This is a genomic window from Enterobacter sp. JBIWA003, from assembly GCF_019968825.1.
GTDB classification, from domain to species: Bacteria; Pseudomonadota; Gammaproteobacteria; order Enterobacterales; family Enterobacteriaceae; genus Enterobacter; species Enterobacter quasiroggenkampii.
The window spans coordinates 3,111,362-3,126,705 of the sequence record NZ_CP074170.1 but is presented as its reverse complement, the minus strand read 5'-3'; the positions used below and the strand labels follow the sequence as shown (position 1 = coordinate 3,126,705).

Sequence of the window (15,344 nt, the reverse complement as noted above, 5' to 3'; positions counted from 1 at the left end):
GGTGAAAACGCACTTTTCGTTCGTTTGCCGACAATTTCAGCAAATCGCTGATTTTATAGTAAATTTGCTTCGAAATTACACAGCAAATTGCGCCGCCCGCAGGCGGCGCGCAGGATTAGAACAGAACGGAGTAGTTCAGACCAAACGTCCGTCCACGGCCTTTGTAGGTATACAGACCTGGTGCACCGTAGGTTGGGCTATACAGCCCCGGCGCGCGCTGACCCCAGGCGGTGGTGTAGTCTTTGTCCAGCAGGTTTTCCACGCTGAAGCTGACTTTACCCACCGGCAGGGCGTAGCTGCCCAGGAAGTCGACCGTGTTGTAGCCATCGATCTTCTTGCCGTCGGCGTCAGAGACGTCAAAGGTCTGCGTGCTCTGTACGCGCAGGGTCCAGTCGCCCGGCGCCCAGTTGACCCACGCGCTGGCTTTTGACGGGCTGGCGCTGTCAACCGTCAGCTTCTCCCATTTCCCGTTTTCGCGGGTTTCAGACTTAATGGCGTTAAAGTTCGCCCCGGTGCTCCAGTCGCTGTCGGTGAAGAAATAGTCCACCTGACCTTCCACCCCGTAGATACGACGCTTGTCGTCTTCCAGGTTGATGGTCATGTCCGTCTTGTTGATGGTGATGGTTTTATCCGAGAGCGAGTAATACGCCGCAACCTGCGTGCGCAGGTTATCCCCGGTGTAGCGCCAGCCCAGCTCATAAGCGTTGACCTTGATACCGTCCAGCTTCGAGTCGTTCACGTTGACGCTGTTCAGCAGGCGATAGTGACCATTGCTGAGCTGATAGGTCCCGGAGCCGTAGTACTTCGCCAGGTCCGGAATTTCGAAGCCCTGAGAGAAGTTAAACCACACCTGCTGCTGTTCGGTCAGGCGACCAAGGATCCCGGCGTTAAACAGGAAGTTGTTGTAATCGGTTTTCCCACCCGGCACCGCGTCGGCGGAGGTGGCTTTCCCGGTAGCGATGGCCTGCTGCTGGGTGTAACCGACAAAATCGTCTACCTTGTTCTCGGTGTACTGGTAGCGCACGCCGCCGCTCAGGGTGATGGCGTCAATATCGTAGCTGGCCTGCAGGAACGGGGCGAGGTTGGTGATGCTGTAGCCCGGGTAGCGGCCCACGTTGTAGGCGTTATCCAGCTCCATGCCGCCGCTCGCTGCAGCTTTGCTCAGGTTAAAGAACTGCTGGTTGGCGTCGAAGGTTTCGTGGTCGGCATCCATACCCCAGGTCAGCGTTAAATCGTCCACCGGCTTGCTGTTCAGCGTCAGCTTGCCGCCGTAGAAATCAGTTTTCTGCTGCGACGCGCCGATGCTGCTGACCACGCCTTTGGTCAGGGTCGGGAACGGATAGTAGGTCAGGCTCTCGTCGCGATAGTAAATCTGCGCGACCAGATCCTGGCCCCAGAAATCGGTATTGGAGTACTGCAGGTTGATCAGATGGCGCTCGGTACCCGGCACGCGGTCAGAATCGAGGTTACCTTTGTTGTACGCGGTCGCATCCCCCGTGACCGCCGAGAAGTTCTTCCCGAGATAGAGACCATGCTTGCCGTCGGACTCGCTCTTGTAGTACTGAGTGGTCAGCTGCAGCTGCTGGTGATCGTCAATATTGAGGGTGCCTGTGCCCATCACATCGATACGGTCGGAATACTGTAAGCCGGTCTGGGTGTTATCAATGATCACCTCGTCGCCGTTGCCGTCATACCAGCCGCCGTAGCGCTGATACGACACCGACAGACGACCGGAAGCGTTATCGTTGCCGCCGCTGACCGCTGCCGATACGTTCTCATCATGGTCGTTGTGGCTGTTAAACCCGCTTTTAGCACCTGTCTGGAACTCGACTTCAGTCTCAGGCTGGCCCTTTTTGGTAACGATGTTCACCAGACCACCGGTGCTGCCACCGCCGTAGAGTGACGTGGCGCCGGAGATAACTTCGATACGGTCAATGTTGAACGGATCGATAGAGTCGAGCTGGCGGCTGTCGCTGCGGGACGAGTTCAGGCGCACGCCGTCCACCATCACCATCATGGAGCGGCCGCGCAGGTTCATGCCGTAATTGGTACGCCCCTGGCTGCTGACGTCCATACCCGGGATCAGCTGTGCCAGCACTTCTTTAATCTCTTTCCCGCCCTGAACCTGCTGCTCAATTTCAGCCCGTTCAATGACCCAGGTGGTCTGTGCCATCTCCGCCACGCTGCGGTGCGCACGACTGGCGGAGACCACGATATTTTCTTCCTTTTGTTCTTCCGCCCACGCAGAGGTAGAAAGCATTGCAAGCAAGCAAGGATTTAAAACCCAAAGATGAGAACGTTTCATTGTTATGTTGACCCTGATTGTGTGTGTCAGTACTCGGTGGTTTTTGCTAATGATTTAAAAACCTGACTGTTCTCCGGGCTGGTGGTGCTTCGCCAGTGGATAACGCCAGGCGTGGTAGCCAGCTCAAACGGCTCGTCAGCGTGCGCGCGATTCAGAATGCGCGCCGCGCGCCAGGCCATCAGGCTGAGCTGGGGTTCGGCAATGCCGAGACGGTGCATCCCGGCATTCACGGCGAACAGGCGGTTGCTCTGCGGACCGTCCCATTCGAGGGTGAAATCGTTGTTGATGCAGAAGGCTTCGTCCGTATCCAGATGCAGGCGGTGAGACAGCGGCGCCAGGAACGCAGGCTGCACGGCGCGATAGCCGGTGGCAAAGATCGTCACGTCGCTCTCCAGCTGCTCTCGGCCGCCGTCAAGGTGATGCTGTATGCTCAGGCGCTGGCCGTTTTCCAGGCGCGTCAGGGCTGTCACCGAGCGGGACGGCATCAGGTGCGCCCAGGGTTTTTCACGCAGTACTTCGAAGCGGTGATACATCGCGCGGTAAATCGCCAGCAGTGACTCGGTGGTGATGCCGTCGGAGGTCATCTTCTGCTCGTGCAGCATCTGCCGACGCGCCTCTTCACCGAGCGTGGAGAAGCTGTCCACGTACTCCGGCGTGAAATACTCGTTAGCAAAGGCGGCTTCATCCAGCGCGTTGTAGTTGTTGCGGCGCGAGACCCAGTTCAGGCTCAGCGGCTGGCCCCATTCGCCACGGAAAATATTCAGGAACAGGTCGGCGCCGCTCTGGCCGCCGCCGACGACGGTGACTCGCTTGCCCGTAAGATCCGGCGTGCGCAGCATCATCTCGCTGGCGTGGAAGCAGGTATCGTCCTGCACGGTGACGCAGTCCGGCAGGTTGATCTGCTTACCGATCCCTACGCAGACGTGGCGCGCCAGGAAGCGGTCGCGCTGGGTCACCACCTCAAACAGGCCGCTTTTCTCATCAAAGCTCACCTGCTGCACCTGCTGGCTAAAGGACAGGTTGGTGAGGTTGTCCGCCGCCCAGCACAGGTAATCGGCAAATTCTTCCCGCGAAACGGTGCGCTGTTCGGTGGTCAGGAAGCGGTAGAACTTTTTACGCTGCACCAGGTAGTTCAGGAAGCTGTGGCGGTTGGTCGGCTCCACGGCGCTGACCAGATCCTTCAGGAAGCTGGTCTGCATGTGGCAGTCCGGCACCATCATCCCCGGGTGCCAGGAAAAGTGCGGTTTACGCTCAAGAAACAGCGAGCTAAAACCGTCCAGCCCTTCTGCGAGGGCGGCGATGCTGAGGTTAAACGGGCCAATACCAATGCCGATGAAATCATAGGTTTTCATTGCGCTGACTCCCGGGAGGCCAGAAAAAGAGGGTTATCAAGGTCGGTGACGTAGTTCGGCAGCATGCGGCTGCCGCCGTCGTGTTCGGAGAAGGTCAGTTTGACCGGGTTGAGGATCACGCGAATAATCTGCGGCTTAAACAGGTCGAACTTCGCGAAGCGATCGGCAAGCTCGGGGTGAGCGGCCATATAGCGGTGAAGAACCCCGGCGAGGATCTGATAGAAACGCGTTTCGCTGACGCCGCTTTGCAGCGTGAGGCGTGAGATAAAACGCAGCACCGTCACAAAGTTGCCGGTTTGCAGATCGTGAATGATGTAATCCGCGCTCAGGCGTGCCGTAACGGCCTTCACCTGTTCCGGCAGGCTCTGGGCCTGCGGGAAATCTTCATCCACCAGGCGCATATCGCCCTGAAAATCCTTCAGCAGGATGCGCTGCGGGATAGAGTCCTTCATCACCAGCGTCACGTTCTGGCCGTGGGCGATCAGCGCCACGCCGTAGCGGCAGAGCAGGTGATAGAACGGGATCACCGATGCCTCAAACAGCTTTTCCAGCCATGCCTCGGCGCTTAACCCGGAGCGGCTGATCCACGCGTCGATCAGCGCACACCCGGCGTTGTCGGTTTCCATTAGCGCCGCCAGCAGCAACGCCTGTTCGCCGTCCTGCAGATAGCAGGACGGGTTCTCGCGCCAGATCACGCCCAGCATCTCCTGATAGCGATAGGGCGCTTTCGGCAGCGCCGCATAGCCCGGGTGCGACAGGTATCCAGCAGCGGGCTCACCCAGCACCTGCGCTCCAGAGCGGGCAAGCGTGGCGTCGCTGGCGAACTGCTGCTGCAGCCAGCGCGAGGCCAGCGGCCCGGCGGCAATGTATTTGCCCGGAATACCGCGATAGCAGGAGGTGTTGTAGATTGTCAGCGGGAGCTTGATGTCAAACGGCGCGCGACGGCTGGCGTTGGTGAGCGTGCGCAGGGACTGCTGCGCCAGGTACTCATCGCCAAACTCGCCCAGCTCAACCATCTCACCGCGTGCCAGTTGCGCCAGGAAATGAATGGCGATCTTCTGCTGCCACTGCCACGGGTGCAGCGGCACCGGCAGCCAGCTCTCGTCGAGACCCAGCGCCTGCCAGCGGGCGTCAAAGCGGGCGCGCTCGGCGTTGTCCATGGCGCTGGCCAGCAGGGCGCTGATATCGCAATCGACGTCGCTGCTCCAGACCAGATGCTCCCGCTGAACGGCAACCCAGTGCAGACGAAAACGTCCGCGATACTCCGGTGCGTACTGACGCAGCGCGTCCAGGCCCCAGCCGCGGCGGCCTTTGTTGAAAATAAACTTCGGGTGACCGCGCATCAGGCACTGTAATTCGTCCGGATCGAGGTGGATCAGCGCGTCCGCGTCCAGCGCTTCACGCGCCTGCAGCAGCTGCATGTCGCCGCGCAGCGTGGCGTAGAGATCTTCCATGTGCTCCGCCGTCTGCGCGTCGCTCATCTCCAGCACCTTCGCCAGCTGCAGCAGCGCGCTCTCCGCCTCCACGGCGGCACCGCTGGCGGTGGTCAGGCTGTCCGGGTCGATATGCAACCAGCCCCAGATCCCGCGCGTGGCGCAAAACTGCCAGGACTCGTTGCCCATGGTGATGCGCCAGGCGTCAGACGCAAGCGGCTCGGCGCGCAGGGTGCGTTCATACTCCAGCTCGGCGAGGATCTTCGCCACCATCTCGCGGTTCACTTTTTCCCACTGCGCGTTCACAGGCCCACCTCGCTGAAGAAGCGGTGACGCTGGCTCATAATGAGGCGCGAGCGTTTATGCGGGAAGTCGAACTCTTTCACCGTGTCGAAACCGGCAGAGTCCAGATGGCGGAACAGGCGCTGGTTATCGAAGCGCGGCTCGGCGACAATCCGCGTGGTGCGCGGTTCATCCAGATACAGGTAGTGGCTCAGACCGCGCAGCCAGCTGCGGATATACTGCGCACCGCGCCAGTTTTCTTCGCCCACCAGCATGTGTAGCCCGCGGTCAAACGGCTGCCAGCGGTAGTGGCGGCCAATACGGTCTTCCGCCGCCCAGTAGAGTTCAAAATAGCCGAACGGCTGGTCGTCGAAGCAGCCGATAACCGGGTAGCAGTAGGTCGAGTCGAGCTGACGGCGCAGGTAGTTTTCCTGCTCGGCCTGCGGGCCCGCCATCTCCCAGAAGGCGTTCACGCGCGGGTTGTTCATCCAGCGGGTAAAACGTTCGCCGTCCAGCGCGACGTCGGCCACGCGGAAGCTGAGGGTGCGTTTAATTTGCGGATCGTAACGGCGATACACTTCGCCCCGCGGGCGGTGAGGGCGCAGCGGGAAGTACAGTTGACGGCTCTCGTCAAACTGCATTCCGCCGCTCGCCTGATGCCGTTCGCCTTTCAGCCACAGCGGCAACTGCCAGAAGGCATTGCGCGCCAGATAATCACCGTGGGCCAGGCCAAACAGCGCCTGCGCCTGGGGTTCATCCTGCCAGTCCGCCCACGGTAACGTAATGCCGGTCAGCGCGGGGGCGGCCACAAACAGCTGATCCAGAGCTTCCATCAACCAGCCGTCCGGGATCCCCTTCAGACGCTCCAGCACCGCGCTGCCGTCGAGACCCAACGCCAGCGGCAGGGGGCGATCCGTTGCGGTGCAGTGAAAGCCGTAGCCGGAATGGACGATATTCGCGATAGCCATCACGCCTTCTCCTTGTAGAACGGGTTGCTAAAGTCGAAATAGATCACCGCCGGATCGGCGATGGTGTTTTCATTGCGATCGTGCAGGTAGCAGAAGAAGTTGCCTTTGCAGTTCCAGGTCGGGCTGTCGAGCACGTAGTCGAGGCAGCGGGTCTGCTTCGCCGTGCGGCGCAGTTCTGCCAGCGCGTCGCGCACCCGGGACATCAGGCTCTCTTCGCTGTCAAATCCGGCGGCGGCAAGGGCGGCGGTAACGGCAAGGGTAGAGTTCAGCAGCAGGTAGTAAGGGAAGTAGCGCAGCAGCTGGCTCTCGCCAAAGCGGTTTTCCACCTCAGTTTCGCCAGCTTCTTTCAGCCACGCGTCGGCGCTTTCGGTCCACGCGCTGCCCTGGCAGTCGCGATAGATCAGCCCGACCGGGAAATCCTGCTGCATCTCAACGAGGATATTTTGCTGGTGCGCCAACAGGACCAGACCGTAGTCCGCTTCGGCGCTGAACAGCGGAAGCAATACGCGGTCGCAGTAGGCGTCCAGCCAGCAGCGGGCGGCCTGAGCGAGCGGTAAATCAAGACGCTGGCTCAGACGGCGCACCGCCGCAGCGAGCAGGCTGTCACCGCCGTCCGGCGCGGCCTGCGTCAGGCTCACCAGCACGTTGGTCTGGATGTCTGGCGTATCGAACAACAGATTAACGCGCAGGGCCATCAGGCTCTCTTCCTGAACGACGCCGTTGTCATCGCGCAGTCCCGCCCAGCCGTCTTCCTGCATCACGCGCATGGTCGGGTAGCGCGCCTGTAATTCCTGCCAGCGTTTCGTTTTTGCCAGACGCGCCAGGCGCATGCCGCGCTTCACCTCTTTCACCGACAGCGTGCGCACGGAGTTGGTCAGGCGCACGCTGAGGGAGAACTTAATCATGTCGCTGTTGGTCTCGCTGTACAGCGAGCGGGAGGAGCTGGTGGGCAGCCACTGTGCGCCTGCTTCACCCAGATCCTGCAGTGAACCGTCTTCCGCCAGACGCTGGCACCAGTCCTGCTCCAGCAGATAGTCGGCCTGCCACGGGTGCATCGGCAGCAGCCAACGGGTGTCGGTGAAGTGGCCGAGCAGCTCGGGCGCGCTCTGGGCCGCAAAGCGCAGCAGACGTTCACGCAGGGAGACGTTCAGGCTGTCGCCGGCAACGAGTGTGCTCTCAACGGCAAACCAGCGCAGCGGGAAGCGGGAAGCGAAATCAGGCAGGTAGCGACGCGCCTCGGTTTCGTTGAACGGCTCGTGCGACTTCGGTGCCGGATGAAACGCATGGCCGACCAGCAGCGCCTGTTCCGCGTCGGCAAACGTCAGCGGCTTATCGCGCAGGGTTGCCCAGCCGTGGCGTAAATCAATCGCCTGCCAGGTGTGGGCATGGCTTTCGAGAACGCGCTGCTTAAAACGCGCCAGCGTATCGGCATCCAGCGAGCCTTTTACGGACGGTTTTTCAAGAATTAAATCAACCAGTTGAGAGAATGTGACAGCGTCACTGCGGTCGCTCTTGCTCTGAATAAGCGTTGCCGGGAAGCGGTACTGATGATGCTGGGTGGGAGAGAAATAGCGTACCGGCACCCGAAGCGCCTGGGTTTGGGAAAGCGGGATATGGATCTCAGATAGCGCATCCGCATCGGTAGCGGAGTGATAACGCCAGTCCTTCGTTTCGCGCAACAGGGCGTTTAAAAAACACTGGGCTGCAACGTCTGTACCGGCGGCGCGGAGCAGAGCACGCATAGATGTACCTCATTCCATGATTGATAATAATTCTCGTTATGATATTCATTCTGTTTACAGTCGCAACCATTTTTGCAATATTTGTTTTCATAAACTTCATAATTTCCACACATTTATTGACACTATGTTCACATTCTCATGCGCGCTGACTCTGAAATCTTGACGGAAAACGTCACCTCAAAAGCTAACTGGCCCCTGGCGCTATCTGCGGGTTTACTGGGCATCGGGCAAAACGGTTTACTGGTGATGCTCCCGCAGCTGGTCACCCTGACCGGGCTGTCACTCTCAGTCTGGGCCGGGCTGCTGATGTTTGGATCCATGCTCTTTTTACCGGCATCGCCCTGGTGGGGGCGTCAGAGCGAGCGGAAGGGGTGTAAGTCCGTCATGCTGGCCTCACTAAGCGGCTATCTGGCCAGTTTTGTTGTGATGGCGCTGGTGGTCTGGGCGATGGCGGCCGGAAGGCTGGATACGGTCTGGGGGCTGGCGGGGCTTATATTCTCGCGCCTGCTCTACGGACTGACGGTCTCGGGGCTGGTGCCTGCGGCCCAGACGTGGGCGATTCAGCGTGCGGGACTGGAGAAAAGAATGGCGGCGCTGGCGACGATCAGCTCCGGCCTCAGCTGCGGGCGTTTGCTCGGCCCACCGCTGGCGGCGCTGATGCTCAGCGTTAATCCGGTAGCACCGCTCTGGCTGATGGCGGTTGCACCGCTTCTCGCTCTGATGCTGGTGCTTCGCGAAGTCGCTGACCCGCCGCTGCCGCCGGTAGCCCTCCAGGCAACCCGCCTGCAGGCCTCCATGCTGCCGTTCCTGCTGCTGGCGCTGCTGCTGGCGGCGCTGGTGAGCCTGATGCAGATTGGCCTGTCACCGCATCTTAGCCCGCTGCTGGACGGTAACGCCCGGGAGATCAGCCATCATGTCGCGCTCCTGCTGAGCCTGGCCGCGCTGGCCACGCTCGCGGCACAGTTTCTGGTGGTACGCCCGCAGCATTTCAGCCCGGTGACATTGCTCTGTATCGCGGCGGTGCTGATGGTGGCAGGGCTTGGGCTGATGTCTGTTGCCGGTTTAATGTTGTTCTACGTGGGGATTGTTATCACGTCACTCGGGGCGGCGATGGCCACGCCGGGCTACCAGCTTCTGCTGAACGATCGGCTGACGACGGGGAAAGGCGCGGGCGTCATCGCCACTAGCCACACGTTAGGCTACGGCGTCAGCGCACTGCTGGTGCCGGTCGTGACGCGCTTTTACGGGGAGCAGGCTTTAATGGTGGCCGCATGGGGAATGGCAGTGCTGTTTTTAGCCCTGAGCATAGGGGTATGGTCAACTGAGCGTACCCCTGCTGAAAAAGCTTAATGGACCTGGCGGGAGGAATGCCCGCCAGACCCCTCATTCTGCCGCAGGCGCTGGAGCGGATCCTGCTGATAAAACTGGCAGAAACGTTGCCACAGAGCCGGGAAACGGGGCGCGAAGAGCTCTGGCGCGCTGAAGAAATACTCGGAGAGCACCGCAAAGCACTCAGCGGGGTCGGTTGCCGCATAGGCGTCAATGCTGGCCGCGCTCTCGCCCACAAGGTCTATTTCATCCTGGATGTTATCCATCGCCGCGTGCAGGTCGTGCTCCCAGCCCGCGACCTCGCGAAGCGGGATCAGCGGAACGCCGCTGGCGCGATCGCCGTTGCGGGTATCCAGTTTGTGCGCCACCTCATGGATAATCAGATTAAAACCGGAGGCGTCGAACGAGTCCTGAATATCGAGCCAGTTGAGGATTATCGGCCCTTGCTGCCAGCTTTGTCCGGATTGCACCACGCGCTGGTTATGCACCAGCCCGATGTCGTCCTGCCATTCGTCATCCACCACGAACGGCGCGGGATAGATAAGCACTTCGTGGAAACCGTCCAGCCACTCAATGCCGAGTGCAAGCACCGGCAGACAGAACAGCAGGGCGATGCGGGCGTTTTTCAGGGGATCGAGTTCAAACCCCTGCAGTGGCACCAGGCGTTTTTGCTGCAAAAAACGATCCGCCAGTTGAACCAGCTTCGATTGTTCATCCGGGGTTAGATTAGCCAGAACAGGGATCGTCAGCGCGTCATCCCATGGCAGCGCCACATCCCGGCCAGCCTCATTCGTTTTCCAGGGCCACTTTATCATCGCTTTGCTCGCAAACTCGTCATTTGAACAAAAATGGGAAAGTCAGGTTCGGTTAAGATGCCAGAAAATCGCTCACTGCGACAAATCCAGCCTGAATAAACTATCATTTCGTACGTAGCGGTGGGTAGCGGTTTGCGGGCATCACCTTCATTTTGTGAAGTCTGTCGTGGCCTTTATCCGCAGGTGGGGTGAATTAATCAGTGCGGTATTGAAAAGATGAGCGATTTCAAAGGTAACAAGCAGGACCTGCCCAGTCGACTGTGTGTGCACTGCCAGCGGCCCATGACGTGGCGCAAGAAATGGGCGAAATGCTGGAATGAGGTTAAATACTGTTCTGAGCGTTGCCGCAGGAGCCACCGTTGACCGAGCTGCGTCTGATCCTGGGCGATCAGCTTAATCCGCATCACAGCTGGTTTGATACCTGCAGTCCGAACGTCATTTACGTGATGCTGGAACTCCGGGCAGAAACCGCCTACGTGCTTCATCACGCCCAGAAAGTTATCGCTATCTTCGCCGCCATGCGCGCGTTTGCCTCTGCATTAAAAGAGAAGGGGCATCGGGTGAGGTATGTCCGACTCTCCGATGGCTCAAACCGCGGCGCGCTGGAAGACAATCTCAACGCGCTTGTCGCGCATTACCGCGCGGACAGGGTGATATGGCAGGAGCCCGACGAATGGCGTCTTGATACGCAGCTGCAGGCGTGGGCGAAGACGGTCTCCGTTGAAACGGCCTGCGTCAGTAGTGAGCATTTTTTCACCACTCGGGAACAGGTCAGCGCGTTCTTTGCGTCACGCAAAAGCTGGCGAATGGAGTACTTTTATCGGGAAATGCGTCGTCAGCACGGCGTCCTGTTAACCGCTGAAGGCGAGCCGGAAGGGGGGAAATGGAATTTCGATGCTGAAAACCGCAAGCGCTGGTCCGGCGAGCCTCCCGCGCCGGTGGACGCGCGTCCCTGCCACGATCGTTCCGCCTTATGGGCGGAGATCCAACGCTGCGGCGTAAAGACCTTCGGCGAACCGCAGGCCGACAATTTTCGCTGGCCGCTCAACCGTGCGGAAGCCAAAGCCAGGCTGGATGATTTTATCGCGCACGTGCTCCCGCAGTTTGGAAACTGGCAGGACGCGATGCACGCGGAGGAACCTTTTCTTTTCCACTCGTTAATTTCATTCGCGCTGAACGCTAAAATGCTTAATCCGCGGGAAGTGGTCGCGGCCGCCCAGCAGGCGTGGCGTTCGGGCCACGCGCCGCTGCCTGCCGTTGAAGGGTTTATCCGACAAATTCTCGGCTGGCGGGAGTATGTGCGCGGGATCTACTGGTCGCAGATGCCGGGCTATCGGGAGCTGAATGCCTTAGACCAGCACGCCCCGCTGCCGGACTGGTTCTGGACCGGCAAGACGCAGATGCGCTGCCTGGCGCATGCCGTTGGGCAGTCGCTCACCGAGGCTTACGCCCACCATATCCAGCGCCTGATGGTCATTGGAAACTTTAGCCTGCTCAGCGGCCTGTCGCCGCAGGCGGTCCATGAATGGTATCTGGGCGTCTATATTGACGCCTTTGAGTGGGTGGAACTGCCCAATACCCTCGGCATGAGCCAGTTTGGCGATGGCGGGTTGCTGGCCAGTAAGCCCTACGTCTCAAGCGCGTCATATATTCATAAGATGAGTAATTACTGTCAGGGGTGCCGGTATCAACACAACCAGCGTACCGGCGAACAGGCGTGCCCCTTCAATGCCCTTTACTGGGACTTCTTTGCGCGCAATAAGGCGCGTCTCGGTAACAATCCCCGCCTGGGCATTGTCTTTAAACAGCTAGCGGACATGACGGAAGAGGATCGGCAGGCCATAGCGGACCGCGCCGGGTACGTCCGCCTGCATCTCAACGACCTCTGATCGGTATTTCAACGCCTGGGCGGTTGCGGCAGGTCAATAAGACGCTATTATTTTTGACTTTGTTGCGTATTCCCTGACAGGACATCCAGACGCTATGCCCGTGAATTTTGACCTTAACGATCTTTATGCTTTCAGAGCGTTAGTGGAATACGGTAACTTCCGTGTCGCCGCTGAATCTATCTGTTTATCCCAGTCGGCGCTGAGCCGCAGGATTGAAAAGCTGGAAGCCGCGCTGGGAAACAGGCTGTTCGATCGCACCACCCGCCGCGTGGCGCTGACGCTCTACGGACAAAACTTTGCCGAGCGCTCCGCACAGTTGCTCGACAGCGTTGAGTCAATGCTCGCGGATGTCGATAAGGCCAGTGAAGAGCGGACGGGGCTGATCACGGTTGCCACGGTACCTTCCGCGGCCTGTTACTTTATGCCTGACGTGATCCGGCGTTTTCAGTCTCGCTATCCGCGTGTTCGCATTAAGCTCATCGACAGCAGCGCGGGCAATGTGATTGACGCCGTGGCCCGCAGCCAGGCGGATTTTGGTATCTGCTTTGCAGGAAACCTGCCGTCTGAAATCGAATTTTTCCCGCTGGTGGAGGATGTCTACGTTGCGGCGTGCAGAAAGGATCATCCTCTGGCGCAGAAGAGTCACCTGACGTGGAAGACGTTTTACCAGCAGGATTATATCTCCCTCGATAAAACGTCAGGCAACCGCAATCTGCTCGACCGGATGCTGGGGGATATCGTTCCCGAGCGGCCCAGCGTCTGCGAAACACGTCACGTTACCACGATGCTCGGTATGGTTGAGGCGGGGATCGGCATCGCTGCCGTTCCCGCCATGTCAATGCCGACCTCAGAGCACACGCTGTTGACGCATCTGCCGCTGATGGCGCCGGAAGTGAAACGTACCGTGGGGCTTATCCGGCGCCGGGGGCGCATCCAGTCTTATATTGCGGCTGAACTGGAAAAGCAGATCACCGAGCAGTATCGCCGGACGTAACGGGGATCATCCCCGTCTCCGTAATGACGGCCCTTGAGGGCGGTGAGGCGAGATAGGTCAACAGCGCTTTCCCCTCCCCGGGATGTTCTGCATGGCGGGTAACCGCGCCCGCGAAGCGCGTGATGTATTGCACATTGTCAGGGATTTTCCCGACAAAGGTGACGCCCTGAACCGGCAACAGCTCGCTAACCTGCTGGAAACCGAGGGTGTATTTTCCATTTGCCACTTCTGAGGCGACCGGAATACGCTCGACTTTTGTCGCTTTACCGGCCACCTCTTTTTCTATTCCCAGCTTTTTGAATAACGCCTGGCTGACGTACCTGCCGCTGGCGCTGTCAGAGTAGGCGATGGAGCTGGCCTGCAGCAGCGTTTCACGCAGTTTCGCGTCGCTGCTGATATCCGGTACTTTCGCTCCTTTTTTTACCACCATGCCAACGGGAGAATCCGCGAGTTCCGTTCGCGAACCCGGCTGGGTCTGGCTGGCCTTTTCGAGCTTCTCCAGCGCATCGCCCACCATAATCACCACGTCGGCCTTCTCGCCGCGCGCCAGTCGGTTTGGGATCGCCTGCGGCGTATTGCCCATTGAGGGACCGGGGATGATCACAATTTTATCCCCGGTCCGTTGTTCATATTCCGGGGCCAGCTTTTCAAGGGCGGCTTTAAAACCGCCTGAGATCATCACCTTCACGTCCTGGGCAAAGGCATTGACGCTCAGGAACGTCAGCACCAGCGCGCTGGTGGTATAGCGATAAGTGCGTTTCATACTGCCCCCTCTGACTTGACGGTGTTTTGCAGCGATACCGCGCGGCGGCGGTAGAGGTAGAGCGTCGCCAGCAGGGCACATACCGCGGCGAAGCTCATCCAGTAGCCCGGCGAGGCTTTGTCGCCGGTGTATTCAATAAGCGCGGTGGACATGACCGGGGTAAAGCCGCCAAAGACCGCCGTTGCCAGGCTGTAAGCCAGCGAGAAGCCCGCCACGCGCACTTCAGCCGGCATAATTTCCGTCAGAGCCGGGATCATTGCGCCGTTATAGAGGCCGTAGAGGAAGGAGAGCCACAGCAGCACGCTCAGCATCATCGAGAAGCTGGGCGCGCTCGCCAGCAGCGTCAGGGCCGGGTAGCTGGTCGCCAGCGCCAGCAGGGTCATGGCAATCAGCACCGGCTTGCGCCCGAAACGGTCCGACAGGGCACCGCCCACCGGCAGCCAGATAAAGTTAGAGATCGCCACCAGCAGCGTGACCAGCAGGCTGTCCGACGCACTCAGCATCAGCACCTTTTTGCCAAAGGTGGGTGCGTAGACGGTGATCAGATAGAACGCGGTGGTGGTCATCGCCACCATCAGCATGCCCGCGACCACCACCTGCCAGTTGCCAAGCAGCGTTTTAAAGACCTGACGCATCTCCAGATGATGGCGACGCGCGCTGAACTCTTCCGTCTCTTCCAGCTTGCGGCGCAGGAAGAAGATAAACGGCACGATTAAACAGCCGAACAGGAACGGGATGCGCCAGCCCCATTCGCGGATGGCGCTCTCTTCCAGCATCGCGTTCAGCGCAAAGCCCATTGCGGCGGCGACCATAATGGCGACCTGCTGGCTACCGGACTGCCAGCTGGTGTAAAAACCCTTGCGGCCCGGCGTGGCGATTTCAGCCAGATAGACCGACACGCCCCCAAGCTCCGCGCCGGCGGAAAAGCCCTGCAGCAGACGGCCCGTCAGCACCAGCAGCGGTGCCCATAGACCGATGCTTTGATAAGACGGAATAAGCACGATCAGGAAGGTCCCCGCCGCCATGATGGACAGCGTGACAATCAGCCCCTTTCTGCGCCCCACCTTGTCGATATACGCGCCAAGCACAATTGCCCCTATTGGACGCATCAAAAAGCCCGCGCCGAAGACGGCGAAGGTCATCATCAGCGACGCAAATTCACTGCTCGCCGGGAAGAACGTGTGGGCGATGTAGGTGGCATAGAAGCCGAACAGAAAGAAATCGAATTGCTCAAGAAAGTTGCCGGACGTGACGCGGAGTATCGCGCCCGCTTTCGACCGTACGGTTGCAGGTGAGGTTGAGGAAAACATGGTTATCTCCAGTTTATTGTTGACGTTTTACGCGTCTGTTTCTGAAAACTGGATCAGGATGAGGAATTAGATAAGCGCAAATGCCGCATCGACTGATGCATTTCTTGCATGAATATAAGTCGGTTGTTAAATACAATTAATGGCAACAATAACTTAACAAAC

At 59.4% G+C, this 15,344-nt stretch carries 12 protein-coding genes; 4 read left to right on the top strand and 8 right to left on the bottom strand.

All coding sequences use genetic code 11. The features are described 5' to 3' along the window. Positions 1-115 precede the first annotated feature (115 nt). Genes KGP25_RS15060 through KGP25_RS15040 form a run of 5 tightly spaced genes read right to left on the bottom strand, consistent with a single transcriptional unit; the run spans position 116 to position 8,082 of the window. Positions 116-2,305 (bottom strand): TonB-dependent siderophore receptor, encoded by a 2,190-nt coding sequence (locus tag KGP25_RS15060; protein ID WP_111968096.1) that lies wholly within the window; start codon positions 2,303-2,305, stop codon positions 116-118. A 26-nt stretch (positions 2,306-2,331) separates the two neighbouring features. Further along, the gene (locus KGP25_RS15055) at positions 2,332-3,657 is read right to left on the bottom strand and encodes a SidA/IucD/PvdA family monooxygenase (protein WP_223539215.1); all 1,326 of its coding nucleotides are present in this window, start codon (positions 3,655-3,657) and stop codon (positions 2,332-2,334) included. Next, a complete protein-coding gene (gene iucC / locus KGP25_RS15050) occupies positions 3,654-5,396 on the bottom strand; it encodes an aerobactin synthase IucC (protein ID WP_282441151.1) in 1,743 nt (580 codons plus the stop codon). The genes KGP25_RS15055 and iucC overlap by 4 nt, the downstream gene beginning before the upstream one ends. Beyond that, the gene (locus KGP25_RS15045; protein WP_048029373.1) at positions 5,393-6,340 is read right to left on the bottom strand and encodes a GNAT family N-acetyltransferase; all 948 of its coding nucleotides are present in this window, start codon (positions 6,338-6,340) and stop codon (positions 5,393-5,395) included. Before KGP25_RS15045 ends, iucC begins: the two co-directional genes overlap by 4 nt. Then, the gene (locus KGP25_RS15040) at positions 6,340-8,082 is read right to left on the bottom strand and encodes an IucA/IucC family protein (protein ID WP_223539214.1); all 1,743 of its coding nucleotides are present in this window, start codon (positions 8,080-8,082) and stop codon (positions 6,340-6,342) included. Before KGP25_RS15040 ends, KGP25_RS15045 begins: the two co-directional genes overlap by 1 nt. A gap of 138 nt (positions 8,083-8,220) precedes the next feature. Here KGP25_RS15040 and KGP25_RS15035 point away from each other — a divergent pair, with 138 nt between their 5' ends. Next, positions 8,221-9,432, top strand: coding sequence for an MFS transporter (locus KGP25_RS15035; protein WP_048223909.1), 1,212 nt, complete (start codon positions 8,221-8,223; stop codon positions 9,430-9,432). Here KGP25_RS15035 and mtfA read toward each other — a convergent pair. Next, positions 9,429-10,226 (bottom strand): DgsA anti-repressor MtfA, encoded by a 798-nt coding sequence (gene mtfA, locus KGP25_RS15030; protein ID WP_223539213.1) that lies wholly within the window; start codon positions 10,224-10,226, stop codon positions 9,429-9,431. The two genes, KGP25_RS15035 and mtfA, sit on opposite strands and share 4 nt — an antisense overlap. Positions 10,227-10,442: 216 nt before the next feature. Here mtfA and KGP25_RS15025 point away from each other — a divergent pair, with 216 nt between their 5' ends. The 3 genes from KGP25_RS15025 (at position 10,443) to KGP25_RS15015 (ending at position 13,109) form a co-directional block, all read left to right on the top strand. Next, the gene (locus KGP25_RS15025) at positions 10,443-10,589 is read left to right on the top strand and encodes a DUF2256 domain-containing protein (RefSeq protein WP_071530926.1); all 147 of its coding nucleotides are present in this window, start codon (positions 10,443-10,445) and stop codon (positions 10,587-10,589) included. Further along, on the top strand, positions 10,586-12,115 hold the full coding sequence (locus KGP25_RS15020) for a cryptochrome/photolyase family protein (protein WP_223539212.1): 1,530 nt from the start codon (positions 10,586-10,588) through the stop codon (positions 12,113-12,115). Before KGP25_RS15025 ends, KGP25_RS15020 begins: the two co-directional genes overlap by 4 nt. Positions 12,116-12,209: 94 nt before the next feature. Beyond that, the gene (locus tag KGP25_RS15015) at positions 12,210-13,109 is read left to right on the top strand and encodes a LysR family transcriptional regulator (RefSeq protein ID WP_045908141.1); all 900 of its coding nucleotides are present in this window, start codon (positions 12,210-12,212) and stop codon (positions 13,107-13,109) included. Here the strand turns inward: KGP25_RS15015 and KGP25_RS15010 are convergent. Both KGP25_RS15010 and KGP25_RS15005 read right to left on the bottom strand, forming a co-directional pair. Continuing rightward, positions 13,084-13,872 carry a substrate-binding domain-containing protein gene (locus KGP25_RS15010; RefSeq protein WP_048223901.1) on the bottom strand — a complete coding sequence of 263 codons (789 nt, stop codon included), beginning with the start codon at positions 13,870-13,872 and terminating at the stop codon, positions 13,084-13,086. The two genes, KGP25_RS15015 and KGP25_RS15010, sit on opposite strands and share 26 nt — an antisense overlap. Next, the gene (locus KGP25_RS15005) at positions 13,869-15,182 is read right to left on the bottom strand and encodes an MFS transporter (RefSeq protein ID WP_048223899.1); all 1,314 of its coding nucleotides are present in this window, start codon (positions 15,180-15,182) and stop codon (positions 13,869-13,871) included. The genes KGP25_RS15010 and KGP25_RS15005 overlap by 4 nt, the downstream gene beginning before the upstream one ends. Between the last annotated feature and the right edge of the window lie 162 nt (positions 15,183-15,344).

What these genes read in the sequence shown, in the direction of transcription:
- mtfA (WP_223539213.1), bottom strand. Translation starts at nt 10,226, where the DNA reads ATGATAAAGTGGCCCTGGAAAACGAATGAGGCTGGCCGGGATGTGGCG.
- KGP25_RS15025 (WP_071530926.1), top strand. Translation starts at nt 10,443, where the DNA reads ATGAGCGATTTCAAAGGTAACAAGCAGGACCTGCCCAGTCGACTGTGT.
- KGP25_RS15010 (WP_048223901.1), bottom strand. Translation starts at nt 13,872, where the DNA reads ATGAAACGCACTTATCGCTATACCACCAGCGCGCTGGTGCTGACGTTC.
- KGP25_RS15045 (WP_048029373.1), bottom strand. Translation starts at nt 6,340, where the DNA reads ATGGCTATCGCGAATATCGTCCATTCCGGCTACGGCTTTCACTGCACC.
- KGP25_RS15035 (WP_048223909.1), top strand. Translation starts at nt 8,221, where the DNA reads ATGCGCGCTGACTCTGAAATCTTGACGGAAAACGTCACCTCAAAAGCT.
- KGP25_RS15055 (WP_223539215.1), bottom strand. Translation starts at nt 3,657, where the DNA reads ATGAAAACCTATGATTTCATCGGCATTGGTATTGGCCCGTTTAACCTC.
- KGP25_RS15060 (WP_111968096.1), bottom strand. Translation starts at nt 2,305, where the DNA reads ATGAAACGTTCTCATCTTTGGGTTTTAAATCCTTGCTTGCTTGCAATG.
- KGP25_RS15005 (WP_048223899.1), bottom strand. Translation starts at nt 15,182, where the DNA reads ATGTTTTCCTCAACCTCACCTGCAACCGTACGGTCGAAAGCGGGCGCG.
- KGP25_RS15015 (WP_045908141.1), top strand. Translation starts at nt 12,210, where the DNA reads ATGCCCGTGAATTTTGACCTTAACGATCTTTATGCTTTCAGAGCGTTA.
- KGP25_RS15040 (WP_223539214.1), bottom strand. Translation starts at nt 8,082, where the DNA reads ATGCGTGCTCTGCTCCGCGCCGCCGGTACAGACGTTGCAGCCCAGTGT.